We start from the raw sequence: 19,561 nt of genomic DNA, 5'->3' as shown, positions 1-19,561 counted from the left end.
TGCGCTACACCTCGACCCGCTCCCCCATGATCACGGTCCGCTGCCCCGGCAACCCGAAGTATTCGGCGGCGTCGGCGGTGATATAGGACGTGGCGATGAACAGACGTTTACGCCATGCCGCCATGGTCGGCTCGGATCCGCGCTTCAGCTCGATCTTCGACAGGAAGTAGGACGCGTCGTCGATCGAGATCCGTCCTTCGGTCTGTGACGGGTCGAGCAGGCGCAGCGTCGCGGGGATGTTCGGCGTCTCCATATAGCCGAAATGTGCTGTCACATGGATGATTCCGTCATCGGCGTAGCCGAGCGCGTCGATCTCGGTGCGCTGCCCGTCGGGTACCCGCGGCACCGGCAGCGTGTCGATCGACATGATCACCACATGCTCGTGCAGCACATGATTGTGCTCGACGTTGGCCCGCATGGCCAGCGGCGCGGTTTCCATGCCGCGGTTGAGGAACACCGCCGTGCCGGGCACCCGCACCAAAGGCGGCTGGTGGTCCTGCAATTCGTCGACGAACTGGCGCAGCGGGCCTTCCTTCGCCTCGCGTGCGCGGGTGACCACGTCCCGGCCGCGTGCCCAGGTACTCATCACCGTGAAGGCGGTGAGCCCGATCAGCAGCGGCAGCCAGGCGCCGTGCACGAGCTTGGTCATGTTCGCCGCCCAGAACATCGCGTCGACCGCGAGCAAGGGGATCGCGCCGAGCAGGACGAGCCAGAGCGGGGTGTTCCATTTGATCCGGGCGAGATAGAAGAACACCAGCGTCGTGATGGAGATCGTCCCGGTCACCGCCATGCCGAACGCGTAGGCCAGTGCCGCCGAACTGCGGAAGGCGAACACCAGCGTCAGCACCGAGAACATCAGCACCCAGTTGATCCACGGCACGTAGATCTGCCCGATGGTCGACTCCGAAGTGTGCGCGATCCGCAGTCGCGGTAGGTAACCGAGCTGCGCGGCCTGCGACGCCACCGAGTAGGCACCGGTGATCACCGCCTGGGAGGCGATCACCGTGGCGGCGGTCGCCAGCAGCACCAGCGGGAGCCGGGCCCAGCCGGGGGCGAGCAAGAAGAACGGACTGCCGACGTTGCTTTGGTCGCCCAGAATCAGCGCACCCTGGCCGAGGTAGCTCAGTACACAGGCGGGCAGCACCAGCCCGAGCCAGCCGCGGGTGATCGCCTTCCGGCCGAAGTGCCCCATGTCGGCGTACAGCGCCTCAGCGCCGGTGATGGCGAGCACGATCGCGGCCAAGGCGAAGAAGGCAATGCCGAAGTGCCCGAACATGAAACCCACCGCGTAGGTGGGCGACAGCGCCTTCAGGATTTCCGGATGCCGCGTGATGCCCGAGATTCCGAGCGCCCCGATCGAGCCGAACCAGAGGATCATCACCGGCCCGAACAGGCGGCCGACCGCCGCCGTGCCGCGCCGCTGCACCGTGAACAGCACGATGATGATCACCGCGGTGATCGGCACGATCAGGTCTTCCAGACCCGGCTCGACGATCTTCAGGCCCTCCACCGCGGACAACACCGAAATCGCCGGAGTGATCATGCTGTCGCCGAAAAACAGCGCGGCACCGAAGATCCCGACCCCGGCCAGCACCGTGGCGGCCCGGCCACCGCGCCCGCCACCCAGCCGCCGCAGCAGCGTAATGAGCGCCATGATGCCGCCCTCACCGTCGTTGCTCACCCGCATCACCAGCGAGATGTAGGTAAACGTGACGATGATCATCACCGACCAGAAGATCAGCGACACAACGCCGTACACGTTGTCCGTGCCGATCGGCACCGGATGCGGATCGTCCGGGTTGAACACCGTCTGGATCGTGTAGATCGGGCTCGTCCCGATATCACCGAACACCACGCCGAGCGCCCCGACCACGACAGCGGTCCGCACCGTCCCATCCCCGCCTGTCGCGGGAACCGACGGAGTCACCTCGACCCCTGTGTCCATGACGCCTCCTCGCTGCGCGGCCCGCACCCATCGTGCCGTGGTTTGCCGCCACGTCACTGTAACCACGCCGCGCGCGGCGTTCCCGCCCAGCGGGAAAGCGCTCGATCGCGCTCATCGTTATAAGAGGTGCGCATAGCTTTAAGAGATGAAGGCGCGGTAATCGAATTCGGCCGACGTCTTCACTAATACCGAGCCCGATATTCGCCCATTCCGGACATTCGGCCGCGAAGCCCCGGACACGCGCTATGACAACGCGCTGGCAAATGGCGATCCCCCTTGACAGTTCGATGGCCAAGACCCGACCTGCGATAGGGTCGAGAAGCCCTGGCGCGCAGCCGAACCCAATGCCGCATCGGCCCTGGTACGCATATCCGGCACCACCGTTGATCAGAAGCGGGAGCGGGTCACCCGCACCGGCTTCGTGAGGTGGTCCGCGGATGATCCCGACGGGGCCGCAAGCCACAACACTTGAACGGGTGGCGAATTCACAGCATTGACATATGAATTCACGTACCCTTATACCTAAGTCCCATCGCGGATCGGTCGCTAGTTCATCACCATTGGATAACAGGTAGTCAGCGCTGTTCGCGTGCGTGCGCGCTGACACCTGACTTACCTGACGATCGAGGTCACACCGGATGTGCATAGAGGTACAAACACGCGTCGACGCGTGCCGCCGGTCAGTTGGGGAGCAGGGCCGCGGGCATAGCGTGCTGCCGCGCGGAGGTGCGGCATGAGCGCGCCGCCCGATAGAACTGCCAACTGGCACAACGGTTTCCGAAGATTCGGCGGACGAACCGGGATGCTGAGCGGTCCGCCGCTGATCGAGATCAGGGAACCGGGCCGGGCCGCCCGGCGGCTGATGCTGAGCGGCCCGGTGACCTTCGGCCGCAACGGCGACAACGAACAACTGCGCGACGCCACCATTTCGCCACGACACCTCCGGCTGGTGCCAAGCCCTACGGCGCTCTCGGTGGTCGACCTCGGCAGCCGCAACGGCACCACGGTCAACGGTGTCCCGCTCACCGGACGTACCGCGCTGACCACCGGCGACACCGTTCAGCTCGGTGACACCGAAATCATCGTGCTGTACGAGCCGGTCACCGAACCGCTCGCTCGCATCGACGAAGACGCGCCGAGCGAGCCACCCACCCCCGCACCTCCGGTCGATCCCCCGCCGTCCAGGCTTGTCACGCTGGCCAATCGGATACTGGATATCGATCCCGTCGGGACCCGAAATCTGTTCCCCGTCGCCACCGAACTACCCACCCGGATGCCGCGGAAAATGTGGCACCTCGTGCGAATCGCCAGCATGGCCGTCTACTTCGAAATGATCGTCGCGATGTTCGTCAGACCCGCGGGCGGGTTGTTCGTCTTCTTCGGCGTGGTGGTTCCGCTATTACCGGGACTATTCTTGATCGCGCCGGGACTATGGCGGAACAGTTGCCCACTGGCCGCGACGAACCAGCTCCCCCGGGTACTACGCTTCACCCGCGGCAAGAATCCACCCGATTGGCTATACGCCCGAGGCTATCTCGGGGCGACCGCACTGTTCTTCGGTATCGCGGGCGCCAGGCTGGCGGGACTGGATCGCAACGGTGCCGCCGCGGGCATCGTGTTATTACTGGTCGCCGTCGCCGCTTTCACCGGCGGTGTGCTGTTCAAGGGCAAGAGCGGCTGGTGCAGCAGTATCTGCCCGTTGTTCCCGCTACAACGCGCGTACGGCCAGACCCCGTTCGTCACGGTGCCCAACAGCCATTGCGAGCCGTGTGTCGGCTGCGCCAAGAATTGCTTCGACCTGAAACCGCGGGCCGCCTACCAATCGGATCTCACCGATCCGGCACTGGCATGGAGCGCGCCGCGAAAACTGTTCGCGGCCGCGCTACCCGGCTTCGTCCTGGGTTTCTTCACCCTGGCCGGGAAAACCGAAACCAGTCTGGTGCAGCGCTATTCGGCGCTCGGGCTGTTCATGATCGTCGCGGTGGGCCTGTTCTTCGCCCTGGAGGCGATGACGCCGCTCAGCGTCTCGACCATCAGCGTCGGGTATTCGGCGCTGGCGCTCAACATCTTCTACTGGTTCGCCGGAGCGACGCTGGCCCGGTCGTTCGCGACGATCACCGGGATCAGCGCACCGTGGCTGCATTGGCCGATCAGCGCCACGATCCTGCTGGCCACGATCGTATGGATCGCCAGGACCCGCGTCGTCGAACTGCAATTCGCGCTCAGCACCGGAACACGCACCGAACCGGTCTTGCTGGCATTACCGAAAGTACGACCGCGAGACCCGGAAAAGCCGAGCACGCCTGCGGCTTCGGTGACCTTCGACGGCGTCCCGGTGGCCGCCGATAGCGGGATGAGCCTGCTCGACATCGCCGAACGAGGCAAACAGCCGATCGAGGCAGGCTGCCGGATGGGGGTGTGCGGGGCCGACCCGGTCGCGGTGCTCGACGGCATGTCCTGCCTGTCGCCGCCCAGCCAGGACGAACGGAACACCCTGCGCCGCCTCGGTTTCGCCGGCAACACCCGGATGGCCTGCTGCGCGCGGATCGGCACCGGCAGCGTCGAGGTGTCACTGACGCCGGAACCCGGCAACGCGAACAGGCTGCGACCGACGCGCTTCGACCGGTCCATCGTCAGCGTCGCCGTGATCGGCAACGGCATCGCGGGCGTGACCGCCGCGGACTTCCTCCGACGCAACCATCCCGACTGCGAAATCCATCTCGTCGGCCGCGAATCGCATCCGCTGTACAACCGTATGGGCATCTCGCGTCTGGTGTACGGCCGATCGGCAATGCAGGGCCTGCACCTGCTCCCCGAGCAGTGGTACGACGACCATGAGATCACCACCTGGCTGAACACCCTCGCCACCAGCATCGATCTCGCGGGACGGCGGGTCTTCCTCGGCACCGGCGAGGCACTCCCCTACGACCGCTTGATCCTCGCCATGGGCGCGAGCAGCGCGCTGCCACCCATCGAAGGGCTCTCCCGGCCAGGCTGTTTCGTGCTCCGCGAGGCCAGCGACGCGATCTGGATCCGCTCCTACGCCCAGCAATTCCGGTGCGCCACCGCGGTAGTCGCCGGTGGCGGGCTGCTCGGGCTGGAGGCCGCGCACGCGCTGCACCTGCTCGGCCTTCAGGTCACCGTGCTCGCTCGGGGTGATCGGTTACTGGCCAAGCAGATCGATGCTCGGTGCTCGCAATTGGTGCTCGATCACTTCACCAGGACCGGGATCCAGGTGCTGCGGCACGCCGAAACCGTACGTGTCACCGGTGATCCCGCGGTTCGCCGGGTAATCCTGCGGGACGGTCGTGAAATCGAAGGCGACCTTTTCCTGACCGCCACCGGTATCCGCCCGAATATCGACCTGGCCCGCAGCGCCGGTGTACCCGTCGAACGCGGTGTCCTGGTAGACGATCGGATGCGCACGCACGTCCCCGACGTCTACGCCGCGGGCGACATCGCCGAACTCGACGGACAGGTATCCGGACTATGGCCGGTCGCCGCCGAGCAGGCGCAGGTCGCCGCCGTGAACGCACTCGGCTTCGACCGCCCGCTCGCCGCTACTATGCCCGCCATGATCCTGAAAGGCGTTGGACTGGAACTCTTCTCGACCGGAAAGGTGGAACCGGAGTTCGGCGACGAGGAGATCGTCATCGACCGCCCCGACTCCTACCGACGGTTGATCCTGTCACACGGCCGAGTCGCCGGCGCCACCGTCCTCGGCCACCACCCCGGCGATCTGGCGGCGGCCCAGCAGGCGATGAGCAGTCGCCTGCCGGTACCGGTCACCGCCCGAGCCGCCCTGTACGCCGGGGATTGGTCGGCACTGGCACCCACCGAAACGATCGATCTGCCTACCGCGCAACCGATTCGAACACCTACCTGAGCATTTCCTCGGATATGTGCATCTATCGGGAAGCGGTGTGCTGGGGCGCGTCGCCCGCCGTACCCAGCTGTAATTATCAGTCGGTCACGCGCGGTGGAGGTTCCAACGTAGCGGCACCTTTTCCGCCGTGCCATCCACCGCCAGCGTCTCGGAATCCGTCACCATGTCACCACTCCTTACTAAGAACATCAACGTTAAGTAACTGAGTGCTAAGGTTTATTCCGGGCAGCGCAGAACCAAGTCTCGCGAAGAGCCCGAGGTCACGAATCTGGCGCGCCCGCAACAGGGTTGGACCGCGCACTGGCACCTCGTCCAACCGATCCGGACGATGGACAACGAAAGGGGACTACTCCCCCCGGTCCAACGCATCGGTCATTTCTTAGTTACCGAGGCGTGGAAAGACCTCGGGCTGCGCCAGATTCCTGATCGTTTCGACGATGTCACCACCACGTCGACCGAAGACCACATCGAAGTACGTGCGCAAGTAGTTGCGCTGCAGGTCGATCGAGCGGTTCGCGTCGATGGTGCCGACCGTTCTCGCTGTCACGTCTGCCGGAAGAAGACCGGCCGCCGTGAGTTGCGGCAGGATCGCCTGCTGATCGCTGAACGACATGTGCTCGGTGCCCGACACCCGTAGCGGCAGTTTCAATCCGGAGTTGCTCGGCCAATATGGCTCCCAGCCTGGCCGAGCGAACCATGGGGATGCCCCACTGGCAAGCATCAGCAGCGGCCGGTCGATCCCGTCGGCGGCAACCGAACCGAGCACCGGTCCGTCGAGATCGACACCCGCACGAATCCTGGAATCGTCGTGCATGGTTTGGGCCGTCGTCGAGCCGCCGAGCGAATGACCGAACATCCCGATCTTCGAAAGGTCCAAGTTGTCAGCGAGGTGTGCGGGAAGATGCCGACCGGCGTCGGCGGACTGCCCGGTGGCGATGAGTTGATTCAGCACGAACCGGGCGTCGGCCACCCGGGTCGGCAGCAGGACATCACGGAGCACCTCCTGCGGTGAATCCAGTGGAACCGCAGTATGTTCCACACGACCGTCAGGGAATTGGACGGCGAACGCTTCGTGCGTGTGGTTGATCGCGACCACGACGTAGCCGTGGCTCGCGAGGTCTTCGGCCTGCGCGGTGCTCCAGCCGGTGGTGTCGTCCATTCCCGGCGAGTTCAACAGGATCGGAAATCGGCCGCTGCCGGTGAGCGCAGGCTCATCTCGACGGCTATGGCTAGCAGCGAGTGCCCAACTGCCCTGAGGTACACCGAGTTCCGCGAGGTAGCTCTCTTCGGCAAGCTGACCACCACGCGGCATCCACGCTGCGGCCGGTGCGGTGTCTGCGTCATCGGCTGGATACCAGACCTGAACCATCAGTTCGCGTTGCCGTGCGGGTTCCCATGGATCCGCGCGATCCGGGTCGATCAGCGGCATTTCGGTGACGCCAACGGAATACGGGCCGGTCGGCGTGGGCAACGCGATAGTCGACACGGTGTCAGACGAGGTTCCCGGACCGGCTTCGGCCACACCGGCAGCGGCCAGCAGTATCGTTGCGACGGCACTGACGAGCCGCCGTAAACCGTTGTGCTCTATGATAACTCCCCAAGTCGCGTGGCTCCCGGTGGTCACCCTACAAGATCGGACTGATGTGCCGGTCGAACTGGGTCACCGCCGGTAGCGTCGCGTGGACAGGGTCGCTTCCTGATCGGCGGGTGGGTCGGACTTCAGTTGTCGGTTGAGTAGTCCTGACTGATCCAGCGGTCGGGGCGGATGGTGAACAGGACGGACTGGGTGCCGTCCATGTTGGCGGCGAAGTCGCGACCTTGTTCCGGGCCGAGGTAGCGAACGGCAATCGCCTCTCGCACGTCCTGCGGGGAAGGGGTGGCGGCGTCGGTGATGGTGCCCTCGACGATGACGTACTGGTAGGGCAGTTCTTCGCGCTGGACGGTGAGGGTGACGACGCCTGCTTCGCGGATGAGCCTGGCCTTGCGGCGCTCGGCACCGGTGTTGACCCTGATGTCACCGCCGGGGGTGTAGTCGTACCAAATGGGGACGCTTGCTGGTGGGCGGCCGTCGTTCGCGGCGACCGACAGCACGGCGATGTGCTTGCCTGCGAGGAATTCCTGACGTTCGGACTCGGTGAAGGGTCTCGGCATGTGACATCGAACACCCCGATCGGCCGCGTTATTCCCGCGTCATCGGCGGCGCCCATCATGTGACAGTGCCCAATCCCGCGGCGGGAAACTGTGCACCGACCCGATCTGAAGTTCGGTGTGAAGTGGATCCCGGCGGACGGGATGCCGGTGAATGCGAGTTGCGTTAGGCTCGGCACCGCGTAATTATCCGATGCCTAATTCCAAGCGAAATATTGACGCCGAAAACCCCCATGTTGTCTGTCATATTGATATCCGCGCATAAGGATTTCAGCACAGCGACAAGCGGGCAGCGCCGCATCTCGTCGAACCGGATATGAGGAGCTTTTGTGCGTGGTTTCAGATTATGCGCGGCGGGCCTGAGCGTTCTCGCGCTCACCTGCCTGTCGGCTACCGCCTTCGCCGATGAGCCCGCGCCGGTCCAGGGATCGTCCGACGTGGACGTCGTACCGCCGCCGCCGGGCGCGAACGACTGGTCCTGCCGGCCGAGTGCCGCGCATCCGCGCCCAATTGTGCTGGCGCACGGCACCTTCGAGAATCGCCTGGACAATTGGTTCGCGATGTCACCGAGACTCGCGGCGGCGGGCTACTGCGTGTACGCGCTCGACTTCGGCCTCGGCCTGGGCGGCACGGTGTCCGGCCTGGGACCGATGCGCGAATCCGCGCAGCAGATCTCGGATTTCATCGACCGAGTGCTCACGACAACCGGAGCGCAGCAGGTCGATATCGTCGGCCATTCGCAGGGCGGCGTGCTGCCTCGGTACTACCTGAAGAATCTCGGCGGCACACCGAAGGTGCATACCCTCGTCGGCCTCGCGCCCGACAATCACGGCACCACATGGGGCTTGGTCGGCCTGCCGATCACCCTCGTGCCACCGGCAACCAACCTGGTGTGCCCGTCCTGCACAGAACAGCTGCCGACGTCCGACTTCATCACCCAACTCAATAGCGGCGGCGAAACGCAACCCGGCGTCAGCTACACCGTCATCGCGTCCAAGTTCGACGAGTTCGCGACGCCGTACACCACCGGCTTCCTCAACGGCCCCGACGTCGACAACATCACCCTGCAAGACGTTTGCCCCGGCGATTTTGCCGAACACATGGCGATGACGTCCGACCCGGTCACGATCCAATTGGTACTCAACGCATTAGACCCGGAACACAAGGCACCGGTTCCCTGCGGCATCGGATCGATACACGCGAAATAGCAGGCCCCCAATTCCGGTGGCGCCTGTTCCCGGGTCTGTCCGCAATGTCCGCATCGCCGATAGCCTCGCGAGCGGCGGCTCCCCTCGCCGCCTAGCGGTTCCGGCCGCTAGCATCGCGAGCGATCGGCTATCACGGCGGTCGCCTGCGATAGCCGATCGCTCGCCGGCGACTAGCCGGGAAGCTGGAAGTCGGCCTTGAAGCGCGGCCCCGGCGGCAGCCCGCGCAGCACGGCGCTGATCCAGGCCACCGCGGGCGGCCACACCGCCACCGCGTTGACGACGTGTTCGGGCAGCGGCATCGTGTAGAACCGCAGGTCCGCGCCGCGGTTCCAGTAGTCGTTCACCGCGGGCAACACCACGGACGCGGGAATCAACTCATCCCAGATCCCGTGGTACCAAAAGATCGGACTATCCGGAATGTGTTGCCCCAGGCTCTGTTCCTGCAGCACCCGCATCACCCCCGGCGCGTTTTCCAACGTCATTCCGGGATTGAAGTAGTCACTGATCGGCCGATACATCCCCGACAACGCCACCGTGTACACACAACGACTCTGCATGTCCTGCAGGATCGCCTGACCTTCCTTGGTCAGCAGCTTCGCCGCATCGAACTGTTCGGGAAACTCACGGGACAACCCGGCGAAACCGAGCCACATGGTGAAGTTGCTGATCCCGGTGAGCCCGGCCCGCTGTTCGGTCGCGTACCGCGCTTGCAGGCGCAGGTCACCGGGCGTGCCGCCGATGGCCGTACCGAGCAAACGGACGTCGGGAGCGTAACTTTCGCGCAGTTCGGCCGCGCGGATCGACCCGGAACCGCCACCGGAATAGCCGTACGTGGCAATTCCGGAATCCGAAAGACCCAGCGAGGCTTCATTTTTCATGGCCCGCAGGCTGTCCAACACCATCTTGCCCTCATCGAAGGTGTTGAAGGTATTGAACTTACCGTCGAAGTCGGGCACGTTGATCGCGAAACCCTGCGCCAGCCACCCCACCGCCAGCGCGGCTTCCTTCATGGTGCCGACCTGCAGCGTGTAGGACGGGTTGCACGCCGAGTTGGTCGAGTCGATCGCCTCCTGGAAGGAAACCACCGGCCGCGGTCCGCCCGTCCAGGGAATCCCTGGCGTGATCACCGACGTCGCGGTCGCGATCGGATTGTCGTGAATGTCGTTGCTGCGAAACAACAACTGCCTGGTGTCGACGGGGAACGGGATGCCGAGTATTCGGGTCTGCACGGTGCGCGATCGAATGATCTGACCCGGCGCGTAGGAGGCCAGGTCTTCCGGATCGGCGTACCACGGGTCCTCGGCGGGCACCGGGATGGGCAGCAGGTCGTAGATCTGCGGTTCGGCGGGCAACTGCGGCAATTGATTCTGATCCGGCGGGAACGCCGGGTACGGATCGGCGGCCGCGAGTCCGGCGCTGGACACCGCTAGGCAGAGCGCCGTCAATGGTACCGCCGCCCATGTGAATCTCTCCCCGAACATGCACCCTCATCTCGTCACGTGTGATCGGCATCATGCGAAGACCGAACTGATGTCAGTACACCTCCCACGCGAGAACGTCCGCTATCGACAAACCAACAGACTCGTCTCTGGGACAGTTGTGCACATCCATAGAATTCGATCCGCTACGGCCATTCCGCCGCGGGTCCGCCCGAAGTCAGGCAGAGAACGCCTTCGATTCCAGCAGCTGCGCGGTCCGCGCCGCCGACAGCGTCATAGCCTCCGTCGGCCGCTGCGGGTCGTAACCGGTGAGTTCGGCGATCCGCGCCAATCGATAGGTGATGGTGTTGCGGTGCACGAACAACAGTCTGGCCGCGGCGTTTTGATTGCACTCGTTCGCGAAGAACACCCCGAGCGTCTCCGCGAGCACCGGTTGATCCGCGAGCGGCTCCAGCACCGAGGCCAGCTCTTTGCGCACCGACCCGTCGACCGCCACCGCGTACTCCAACCGCAGGTCCTGCCGACGGCAGATCACCTCACCGCGGGACAGGCATCGACCGAGTTCCGCGACCACCCGCGCCTCCGCGAACGACGCCGGTATGGCCGCGCGCGTCAACGCGGGCGAGACGCCGATCCACAGCACAGGCGCTGCGCCCGTGCCGATTCCGGGCGCCAATCGGCTGGACAGGTTCTCGATGACCGCGCGCTCGTCGCGCGCATCGATCGGAATCAACGCCGTCCAACCGGTGATGTCACGACGCAGAAACGCGCCGGGGAGATCATGGATTCGACGCCGCAGATCGGTCAGCGTGCCCGGGCCGGGGTCGCCGGGGCGGATCACCGCGACCACGAACGCCTCCGCGACCGGCACCGCGGGATCGCCCACCCAATCGACCGGATCGCGCCCGGCCAGCAGTGCGTCCACGATGCCGCGCCGCCGTTCCAGCTCGTCCCACGGCCGCCGCCGGGCATCCTCCACACAGGCCACCGCGATGCGGGCCGTCATGAGCGAGAGATACTCCGAGAGCGGGCGGCCGATCTCCGCCAGCGCCGCCCGGCCGGCCGGGGATGCCGTGGTCGGCAGCTGAGACCAGAGGAAGTCGACGCCCGCTCGATAGTTGCCGAGCACGTCGTCCAGCGGCATCCCGTCGTGCACCAGCGACACCGCGCGCTCGACCAGCGGACGGGTAGCTTCCTCGGTCGGCTCGCTGCTGTCGAGCCAGAACTGGAAGAACAACCGCACATTCAGCTCCGCGGCCGGCACGAAGTCCGCGTCGACCAGTGAGCTGGGCACCCCGTCGTAGACCGGAGATTGCGTCGAGAAGCCATCGACCAACGCGAGAGCGTCCGACAGCAATCGCTCGATCGTGGCGGCCCGACGAGTCGTGTGATCGAACGCGGCAACGGTGCCTGCTGTGGTCACGGCAACTCCCGACGACGATGTTTGGTACCGCCCGTCGATGCCCGATTCCATGAACCTGGTACCGAAGGTAACGCGAATCTAGCAGACCGTCTCAGCCACCGATAGGATCCACCGATACCGCTATCGGTCGCCGCGGTCGTCGTCGCCGCGACACCCGCGCAGGGTGGGGTCCGGGCCGTTCTGCCTGAAGGAGTCCTCGCTCCAGAAGCTGACGGCGCCCCAGACCGCGATCGCGCCGATCGCCAGCGCGACGAGGGTAACCAGTACATCCATCGAAAGTCACACTCCCCGTACCGGAATCGAGCGCCGCACGGGTGATAGCTCGAAACAATTGTGGAAATTCGCGTCATTGCGTGGTCTAGCCATGCAGCCATGCTCGCCGCCGGCGGGCGGCAGGGGTATCCGCCGAACATCCGACAGCGCCCGGTCGGTGATCGATCGCCCGGTCGCAACCCTGCAGTAGCTGGCCCACCCGGGTTCGATCCGAGATTTCCGGCGCAGCTGCCCACCCACTGCCGATTTCCAGCGAAAAGCCACGTTTGATCGCCGCAGATCCGGGGAATTGCCCGCCTGTAGCTGATCGACCGTGCCTGTTCGCGGCGGTGATCGACTGCGAAACAGGAGCGCAACGCTGATATCGCCAACAGACAGTCCGAGTTCGACCAGGACGAGATGACAGCCAGACTCAGCCATTACCCGGGGCAGCCACGCCGGGAGTTTCAGGCAAGCGCGACCCCTTTCACCGATCACGTCCAGGCCGAAGGCAGCAAGGACCGAATCGCCGCGCCGTAAGCGGTGAACTGGCCGCGCTATGTCGGCTCGCGCATCGCACTGACGAATCGAGGAGACCATGCCTGAAATGTTGGATACCCATCGAGGAAAGACCCGGCGTCGCACGTCACTCACCGTCGGCGCGGTGGCTCTGCTCGCTTCCGGGCTGCTGGCCACAGCGCCGTCCGCGGTGGCCGATCCGTCGGCCGAGGCGACCAATGCGATCGACGCGCACTATGCCGACTTCGGCGGGTCGGGGTCGTTCCTCGGCGCGCCGCTCGGACCGGCCACCGACGTCGCCGGTGGCGCCGAACGCGCCTACCAGGGCGGCGTTATCTATTTCTCGCCCAATACCGGCGCCAAAGCCGTGTACGGCGAGATCCTGGTGAAGTACAAGTCCCTCGGCGGACCGAGCGGACCGCTGAGCTTTCCCACCAACGATGAGACCGGCGCGGGCGATTCCGTCGGCCGCTTCAACGATTTCGCCGAGCCCGGCGGGGCCGCGATCTATTGGAAGCCGGAAACGGGTGCGTGGACGATCAAGGGCAAGGTACTCGACGCTTGGCGTGAAAGTGGCGGTATCACCGGGCCTTTCGGCTACCCGCGCTCGGATATGACCGTCGACAACGGTGTCGCGACGGCCAACTTCGAGGGCCCCGGCGGCACCGAGATCAAGTGGTCCGACAGCGACGGCCTAGCGACGCAACCGCCTGAGCTAGCCGCGACCCTACCGGGATTCCGTGCGAACTCCCCCGATGTCGCGGCGCCGAATCCGGTGCCGAACCCCGGCGTCGACGCGACCAATGACTCCGGCAACTCCGGAATCAACAGGTGGTGGGGCATCCCCATCGGTTTGGCCATCACGGCCGTCGTCGGTGGGCTGCTCGGCATGCTCGGTCGTCGACGGTCGGATCCGACCCCGACGACAACGCGTACGACCCGGGCGCCGGTCGCCCCCAGCGCACGCACCACGACGGCGACCACGACGGGCGATCGACAAGGGTTCGTGCCGCCGCGCACTGACGCCACCGCTGCGGCCGGTGCCGGTGCTGCCCAGCGTGGCGCGGGGAATGTCGCCGGTGCACACGAGATGCACCGCGACGCACCGCGCACTCGCGGCTGACCAGCACAATCGACCACGGAAAGGAACGACAATGGAATGGCTGTTGGGCGTACTAGGTGGGCTGGTCGGCGGGAACATGGCCGGCGCGGGTAAGGGTTTCGGTCTGGCCGGAAATAGTGCGGCGGGCGCGGTCGGTGGCGGCGTCACCGGCGCGATCATTCAGGCGGCAACCGGCTCGGGCCTCGATCTCGGGCAGGTCATCGGTCAGGTCGCGGGCGGTGGTGTGGTCGGCGCGGTGCTGACCGCGGTGCTGGCGATGTTCGCGAAGAATCGCGGGACGGCCGACCGGCGCGAGACCGTCGATCACCGCTGACCCCTTGTAACACAAACATTCCCGGCGGTGCGTCCGTTTCCTAGGACGCACCGCCGGGACGTGTTGCGCTAGTTGTCGCGCAGACTCGACTGCAGCCGGTCGAACTCCTGCTTCGTCATTTCCTCCGGCGACCGCTCCGGCAGCTGCCGCGATTCGACGCCGACCGGGCCGACGTTCCCACCGTCGAATACCACTGAGGCCCAATTGTTCTGGGCTTGCAGCGAGGTGTAGTTGCGGTCGTTGTTCACGCTGGTCCGAACGGCACCGGACTGGATCGAGCCGTTGCAGTTCCAGTCGATCGGCTGGTCCGCCGAGCCCGCGGTCTTCCTGCGGGTGTTATCCGGGCAGAAGTACACGGTCTTCCACCCCGCTGCCACCGCCCCGAGTCCCTGGCGCTCCTGCAGCGAATTCTCGTTCAACGCGGGAGGATTCACGTTCGAGTAACCGAAGTTCGCACTGCCGTCGGTCTTCGGTACACCCGAGAACTGGAAGCTGTAGTTCATCACGCTGAGGTAGTTCGGCTTGTAGTTGACGTGGTCGGTGCCACCGTGCTTCAGGCCGAGGTTGTGCCCCAGCTCGTGGATGAACGTGCCGACATTGCCGTCGTCGCCGGGATTCCAGTTGCACTGGGGTCCGAGTGCGACGACGAAGGTGTCCGCCGGGATGCCCAGCGAAATGCCGCTGCTGCACCCGTTGTCGTAGGAGTCCGCCCAGATCATGTAGTGGAAGATATGGGAGCGGGCGGAGGCGAAGTTGGTTCGCTTGATCGCCGCGACCTGATCGTCCACCGGGGACAAATTGCTGTCATAGGGCACCTGATTGCCGCCGCCGAGATCATATTTGGTGCCTCTGGCGTTGCCCGCGTCCAGATGAATATTGATCCCGTTGCGGCCGTCCGGATTGGTCACCGGGGCGGCGGCGAATACCCCGGTGACCCGATCGAGCGCAGCGGTGGTCGGCAGGCGCCCGTTCATGTAGTCCATCTCGACGAACAGGTCCTTGTGCTTCGGGTCCGCGCCCATCTTGGGTAGATCCACGTCGATCTTCCCGTCGCCGTCGGCGTCGTACCCGTTGGTCTCCCATACGTCGGCCAATCCGTCACCGTCGCTGTCGACCAGGGCGGCCTCCGGTTGAGCTACGGCGGTCACCGGGGTCAGGAAAGCCCCCAGCCCGGTTAGTAGCGCGAAGGTGGCGATAAGAGTTTTTCGGTAAGGCGACACCTCGGACTCCTTCCGGATCGTATAGGGGACGATCCTGCTATTTCGAATGAACTTTGCGATGGCACAGCGCCGACTATTTCCAGTCGACCTGCGGGGAGCGATAGAAATTGATGCCCTGCGCGGCCCAGATCGGGCCCTGCTTGGCCAGGCGCACCCGATACTTGTCCCAGTTGTGCGTCGCGGCCGGTGACCAGCCGATTTCGGCGATCCCCGCCAGCCGGGGGAAGGCCATGTACTCGATATCGGCGCTGGTCCGCAGGGTCTCCGACCACAGCGGGGCCTCGACACCGGCGAGCTGGTTCTCCGAGACACCCTGCAGGAAGGTGGCCGGGTCCCAGTTGTAGGAATCCTGCACCTCGACATAGCCCGCCCAGTGCAGGCCGAGCGGTGAATCCTTGTTGTACTGCATATCCAGGTACGCCTTGTTGGCCGGCGACATCAGGATCTTGTTGCCGCGCTTGGCCGCGGCCGCGACATCGGCATTCGTGTTGGCGGTATCCCAGTACTGCGGGATGGCCGACGTGGGCGGGTTGGTGACGACGATGTTGTGCCAGCCGGTGGCCTTCTTGTCGTAGGTGGCCAGCATCGGCGTCACCTTGTCGTAGAAGGTCTTGTAGTCGGCAGCCGAGGTGGAATGTGCCTCGTCACCGCCGATGTCGATGTACTTGCCCGGGGTGATCGCCGACAGCTCGCGGATGACGTCCTCGACGAACTTGTAGGTGGTCGGGCTCGCGATGCACAGCGAGCTGTAGCCCACCTCGATGTCGGTGCGCGGCGGCACCGGCTTGCCGTCACAGTTCAACTCGCCGTAGGACGCCTGCGCGGCGTTGGTGTGGCCGGGCATGTCGACCTCGGGAATCACCGTGATGTGCCGGGAGGCAGCGTATTTCACGATGTCGGTGTACTGCGCCTGGGTGTAGTAGCCACCTGGGTCACCGCCCACCGCGGTCTGCCCGCCGATCTCGGCCAGCTTCGGCCAGCTCTTGATCTCGATGCGCCAGCCCTGATCGTCGGTCAGGTGCAGGTGCAGGGTGTTGACCTTGTACTGGGCGATCTGGTCGATGTAGCGCTTGACCTGATCGGGCTTGAAGAAGTGGCGGGCCACGTCGAGCATCGCGCCGCGCTGACGGAAGCGCGGGTAGTCGACCACCTTGCCGCCGGACACCAGCCAATCCTGGTGCTGCACCGTCGTTTTGTTGATCGCCGCGGGGAACAGCTGGCGCAGCGACTGCACGCCGCCGAACAATCCGTCGGTGGTGTTCGCCTTCAGGGTGATTCCGGACTTGGCGACGGTGAGCTGGTAGCCCTGGTCGCCGACGCGGTTGCCCGCGTCGCCGAGTTCCAGCGTGATGCCGGGCTTGGCCAGGTCATAGCGCTCCACCACCGGCAGCGGAAAGCCCGTGGCGGGCCGGAGCAGCCCACCCAGGTACTCTCCGACGTCCTTGGCCTGGTGCTCGGCGCGGATCACGCTGGCGGCGGTCAACTTGAAGTTCGCCCCGGCGTCGGACTTGGCCTCGACGGGGATGGGCACGATATCGGTGACCGCGCGCTCGGTGGATTGTTGGTTGTCGGCTGCGTTACCGGTCAAACCGGGCATGACAAGCGTGGTGAGAGCCACGGCTGCGCCGAATGCAAAGGGGTATAGAAGCTTTCGCATAGCGTACCTCCGGTACAACTTTAGGGGGCATCCAGAAGTATGGATCAGCGTGCGAGATATGAGTGGGGACCTTCTCAACTGGGGATATGCACGAATTACCGATCACCGATCCGTGGCGGAACAAGAACACTCCGAATTCCCCACTTCTACTGGGGATCTCCGCGCGGCTCGTTCATGCCATGCTTGCGCCGGTTGCTCGGGACACGGCGGTCAGCAGGCTGCCCGTTGACTGAGACATCCGCTTGTCCAACAGGTCTCATGAGATATCCACTTGCACAACAGCTCTCATGCCCGCTGAGGTACGTCGTACCGCAGCGAGCAACGGGAAATAGATGTCGCGTGGACGATTCGTGGGCCCGGTATGGATTTTCTCGCCCGACGGAGACTTCCGTCGGTGAGGGGTATCGAAAATGGTGGCGGTACCGCGCAAGTGGCCGTCGACGTCGACGAATGATTGGTAAGCCGATGCGAATATCCGGTCCGATTACCGCATCCGCGCTCGTATTTGCCGGGCTGCTGATTTCCGGTTCCGTGGCAAGCAAAGTGCCCGAGGGTGTGCTGGCCTCCGCGATGTCACCCACCGGCCGGGTGAATTCGACGGCCGATCTATCGGTGAGCGTGCTGCCGACATCGACCGGATCGCTTCGGCTGCAAGCAGATCCGCCGCAGGATCCCGGGCCGGATGCCACGGTCCCGATCCACGACGTCGCCCTGCCCAACGTGCCGACCCGCGGCATTCCGGAGATCGCGCTCGCCGCCTACCGCAACGCCGAACTGTCGCTGCAGGCCTCGACACCCAACTGCGGCATGCCGTGGCACCTGCTGGCCGGCATCGGCAAGATCGAATCCAACCACGCGGGCAACGGGCGCACCGAACCCGACGGCACCACCCGCGGCATCATCTACGGCCCGGCGCTGGACGGCACGCTGCCCGGCAACGAGGTCATCAAGGCCGCCGAAGGCGGCTACGTGCGCGCCGTCGGACCCATGCAGTTCCTCCCCGGCACCTGGACCCTCTACGCCGCGGATGGCAACGGCGACAACAAATCCGACCCCAACAACATCTTCGACGCCGTCCTCGGCGCGGGCAAATACCTCTGCTCCGGCAACCTGGACATGCGCGATCCGAAGCAGGAGACCCGCGCGGTCCTGCGATACAACAATTCGCTCGACTACGCGTCGAAGGTACTCAGCTGGTCCAACGCCTACAAAACCGGCGGCGCGCCACCCCAGGGCGAACTGGCCCCCATCCCCGACACCCTTCCTGGCGGCGGCATGCCGGACGGTGCAGGCTCGAGCATGAGCGCAGGCGAAACAGCGGTTATCGCGGATCCCGCCACTGCGCCGGACACCCCCGCCCCGGACACGACAACAGATCCAAACCCCACCCCTACGACGGACGCGCTCCCGTCCGACCCCCAAAACCCCACGGGCACTCTGGTACTCAAAATCCAGGTGATGATCAACATCCCCGGCCGCGCACCGATCCCCTGCGGCGTCTTCTGCCCGTCACCGCTGCCGAACACGCCCACCCTCCCACAAACCACACCACTCCCCACCCCTACCACGACAACGACAACGACAACGACGCCTACACCAACCCCGACAACCACACCCACCCCGGCAACCACCACCGTCGCGCCGACAACCACCACGTCGCCGACAACCGCTCAGATCACGCCCACCCCATCGACACCACCGCAGGCCAACAACCAACAGCCCGCCGCACCGGCCCCCACCACCACCGAACAGAAGCCATCCCAAACCCCCACCGCAACACCAGCACCCAAGCCAGCAACACCAACCACAACCACTCCACCGAAGCCCCCCGCCCTGACCCCGCAAGCCCAACCCACCAGCCAGCAGCCAGCAGCACCCCCCGCCACCCCCGCGCCCAAACAACCGGCCATGCCAACACCAACCACCCCGGCATCCAACCAACAACCACCCGCACCTGCACCTGCACCCAAGCAACAACCCGCCCCCGCCCCAGCTCCGGCTCCGGCTCCAGCTCCGGCTCCCAAGCAACAACCGACCACAACAGTTCCTGCAACCCCCGCACCAAAGCAGCAACCCGCGACACAGGCCCCAGCTCCGGCCCCCAAGCCGCAACCAGCCACCCCAGCTCCTAACCCGAAGCCGCCCGCACCAGCACCAGCAAAACCAACCGCAACCACCCAACCCCCCGTACCACCCGCTCTACACCCGTGAGCAGCACCGCCCCCCACCCGTGGCCGCGCCCGCCCCTGACCCCACCGCATCAAAATCCGCACTGTCTCTAGGGATCCGCACCCACTACGGGCCCCTATACCCAGTGCGGATCCCGAGAAAGAGTGCGGCAGTTCCACACTCCGTCCCCGAAGCCGCAACCCGCGACACACAGGCCCCGGCTCCGGCCTCCAAGCCGCAACCAGCCACCCCTGCCCCC

13 protein-coding genes are annotated in these 19,561 nt (G+C 65.3%); 5 read left to right on the top strand and 8 right to left on the bottom strand.

The window, feature by feature from the left end; all coding sequences use genetic code 11:
• Positions 1-4: 4 nt before the first annotated feature.
• Positions 5-1,945: a potassium transporter Kup gene (locus ACIBCN_RS35965; RefSeq protein ID WP_396996330.1), complete on the bottom strand. Its 1,941-nt coding sequence runs from the start codon at positions 1,943-1,945 to the stop codon at positions 5-7.
• 802 nt (positions 1,946-2,747) lie between these two features.
• Between ACIBCN_RS35965 and ACIBCN_RS35960 the strand changes: the two genes are divergently transcribed.
• The gene (locus ACIBCN_RS35960; protein WP_396996328.1) at positions 2,748-5,831 is read left to right on the top strand and encodes an FAD-dependent oxidoreductase; all 3,084 of its coding nucleotides are present in this window, start codon (positions 2,748-2,750) and stop codon (positions 5,829-5,831) included.
• Between the two features lie 379 nt (positions 5,832-6,210).
• On the opposite strand, the gene ACIBCN_RS35955 is transcribed toward ACIBCN_RS35960, so the two are convergent.
• The gene (locus ACIBCN_RS35955; protein ID WP_396996326.1) at positions 6,211-7,317 is read right to left on the bottom strand and encodes an alpha/beta hydrolase family protein; all 1,107 of its coding nucleotides are present in this window, start codon (positions 7,315-7,317) and stop codon (positions 6,211-6,213) included.
• A gap of 233 nt (positions 7,318-7,550) precedes the next feature.
• On the bottom strand, positions 7,551-7,982 hold the full coding sequence (locus ACIBCN_RS35950) for a TIGR03618 family F420-dependent PPOX class oxidoreductase (RefSeq protein WP_396996324.1): 432 nt from the start codon (positions 7,980-7,982) through the stop codon (positions 7,551-7,553).
• 326 nt (positions 7,983-8,308) lie between these two features.
• Here ACIBCN_RS35950 and ACIBCN_RS35945 point away from each other — a divergent pair, with 326 nt between their 5' ends.
• A complete protein-coding gene (locus tag ACIBCN_RS35945; protein ID WP_396996322.1) occupies positions 8,309-9,187 on the top strand; it encodes an esterase/lipase family protein in 879 nt (292 codons plus the stop codon).
• A 170-nt stretch (positions 9,188-9,357) separates the two neighbouring features.
• Here the strand turns inward: ACIBCN_RS35945 and ACIBCN_RS35940 are convergent, their stop codons facing one another.
• The 3 genes from ACIBCN_RS35940 to ACIBCN_RS35930 all read right to left on the bottom strand — a co-directional run bounded on the left by ACIBCN_RS35940 (position 9,358) and on the right by ACIBCN_RS35930 (position 12,322).
• The gene (locus ACIBCN_RS35940) at positions 9,358-10,668 is read right to left on the bottom strand and encodes a lipase family protein (RefSeq protein ID WP_396996320.1); all 1,311 of its coding nucleotides are present in this window, start codon (positions 10,666-10,668) and stop codon (positions 9,358-9,360) included.
• 175 nt (positions 10,669-10,843) lie between these two features.
• On the bottom strand, positions 10,844-12,049 hold the full coding sequence (locus ACIBCN_RS35935; RefSeq protein ID WP_396996318.1) for a PucR family transcriptional regulator: 1,206 nt from the start codon (positions 12,047-12,049) through the stop codon (positions 10,844-10,846).
• A 120-nt stretch (positions 12,050-12,169) separates the two neighbouring features.
• Positions 12,170-12,322, bottom strand: coding sequence for a hypothetical protein (locus ACIBCN_RS35930; protein ID WP_396996316.1), 153 nt, complete (start codon positions 12,320-12,322; stop codon positions 12,170-12,172).
• A 577-nt stretch (positions 12,323-12,899) separates the two neighbouring features.
• Between ACIBCN_RS35930 and ACIBCN_RS35925 the strand changes: the two genes are divergently transcribed.
• The gene (locus ACIBCN_RS35925; RefSeq protein WP_396996314.1) at positions 12,900-13,943 is read left to right on the top strand and encodes an LGFP repeat-containing protein; all 1,044 of its coding nucleotides are present in this window, start codon (positions 12,900-12,902) and stop codon (positions 13,941-13,943) included.
• Between the two features lie 31 nt (positions 13,944-13,974).
• Positions 13,975-14,256 carry a hypothetical protein gene (locus ACIBCN_RS35920; protein ID WP_396996312.1) on the top strand — a complete coding sequence of 94 codons (282 nt, stop codon included), beginning with the start codon at positions 13,975-13,977 and terminating at the stop codon, positions 14,254-14,256.
• A gap of 68 nt (positions 14,257-14,324) precedes the next feature.
• On the opposite strand, the gene ACIBCN_RS35915 is transcribed toward ACIBCN_RS35920, so the two are convergent.
• On the bottom strand, positions 14,325-15,476 hold the full coding sequence (locus tag ACIBCN_RS35915; protein WP_396996310.1) for a hypothetical protein: 1,152 nt from the start codon (positions 15,474-15,476) through the stop codon (positions 14,325-14,327).
• A gap of 73 nt (positions 15,477-15,549) precedes the next feature.
• A complete protein-coding gene (locus ACIBCN_RS35910) occupies positions 15,550-17,073 on the bottom strand; it encodes a family 20 glycosylhydrolase (protein WP_396996308.1) in 1,524 nt (507 codons plus the stop codon).
• Positions 17,074-17,664: 591 nt separating this feature from the next.
• Here ACIBCN_RS35910 and ACIBCN_RS35905 point away from each other — a divergent pair.
• Positions 17,665-19,344 carry a lytic transglycosylase domain-containing protein gene (locus tag ACIBCN_RS35905; RefSeq protein ID WP_396996306.1) on the top strand — a complete coding sequence of 560 codons (1,680 nt, stop codon included), beginning with the start codon at positions 17,665-17,667 and terminating at the stop codon, positions 19,342-19,344.
• Positions 19,345-19,561 lie beyond the last annotated feature (217 nt).

It is taken from the genome of Nocardia sp. NPDC051052, assembly GCF_044456045.1.
Lineage (GTDB): Bacteria > Actinomycetota > Actinomycetes > Mycobacteriales > Mycobacteriaceae > Nocardia.
The sequence above is the reverse complement of the archived record's forward strand: the minus strand, read 5'-3'. Positions and strand labels throughout refer to the sequence as shown.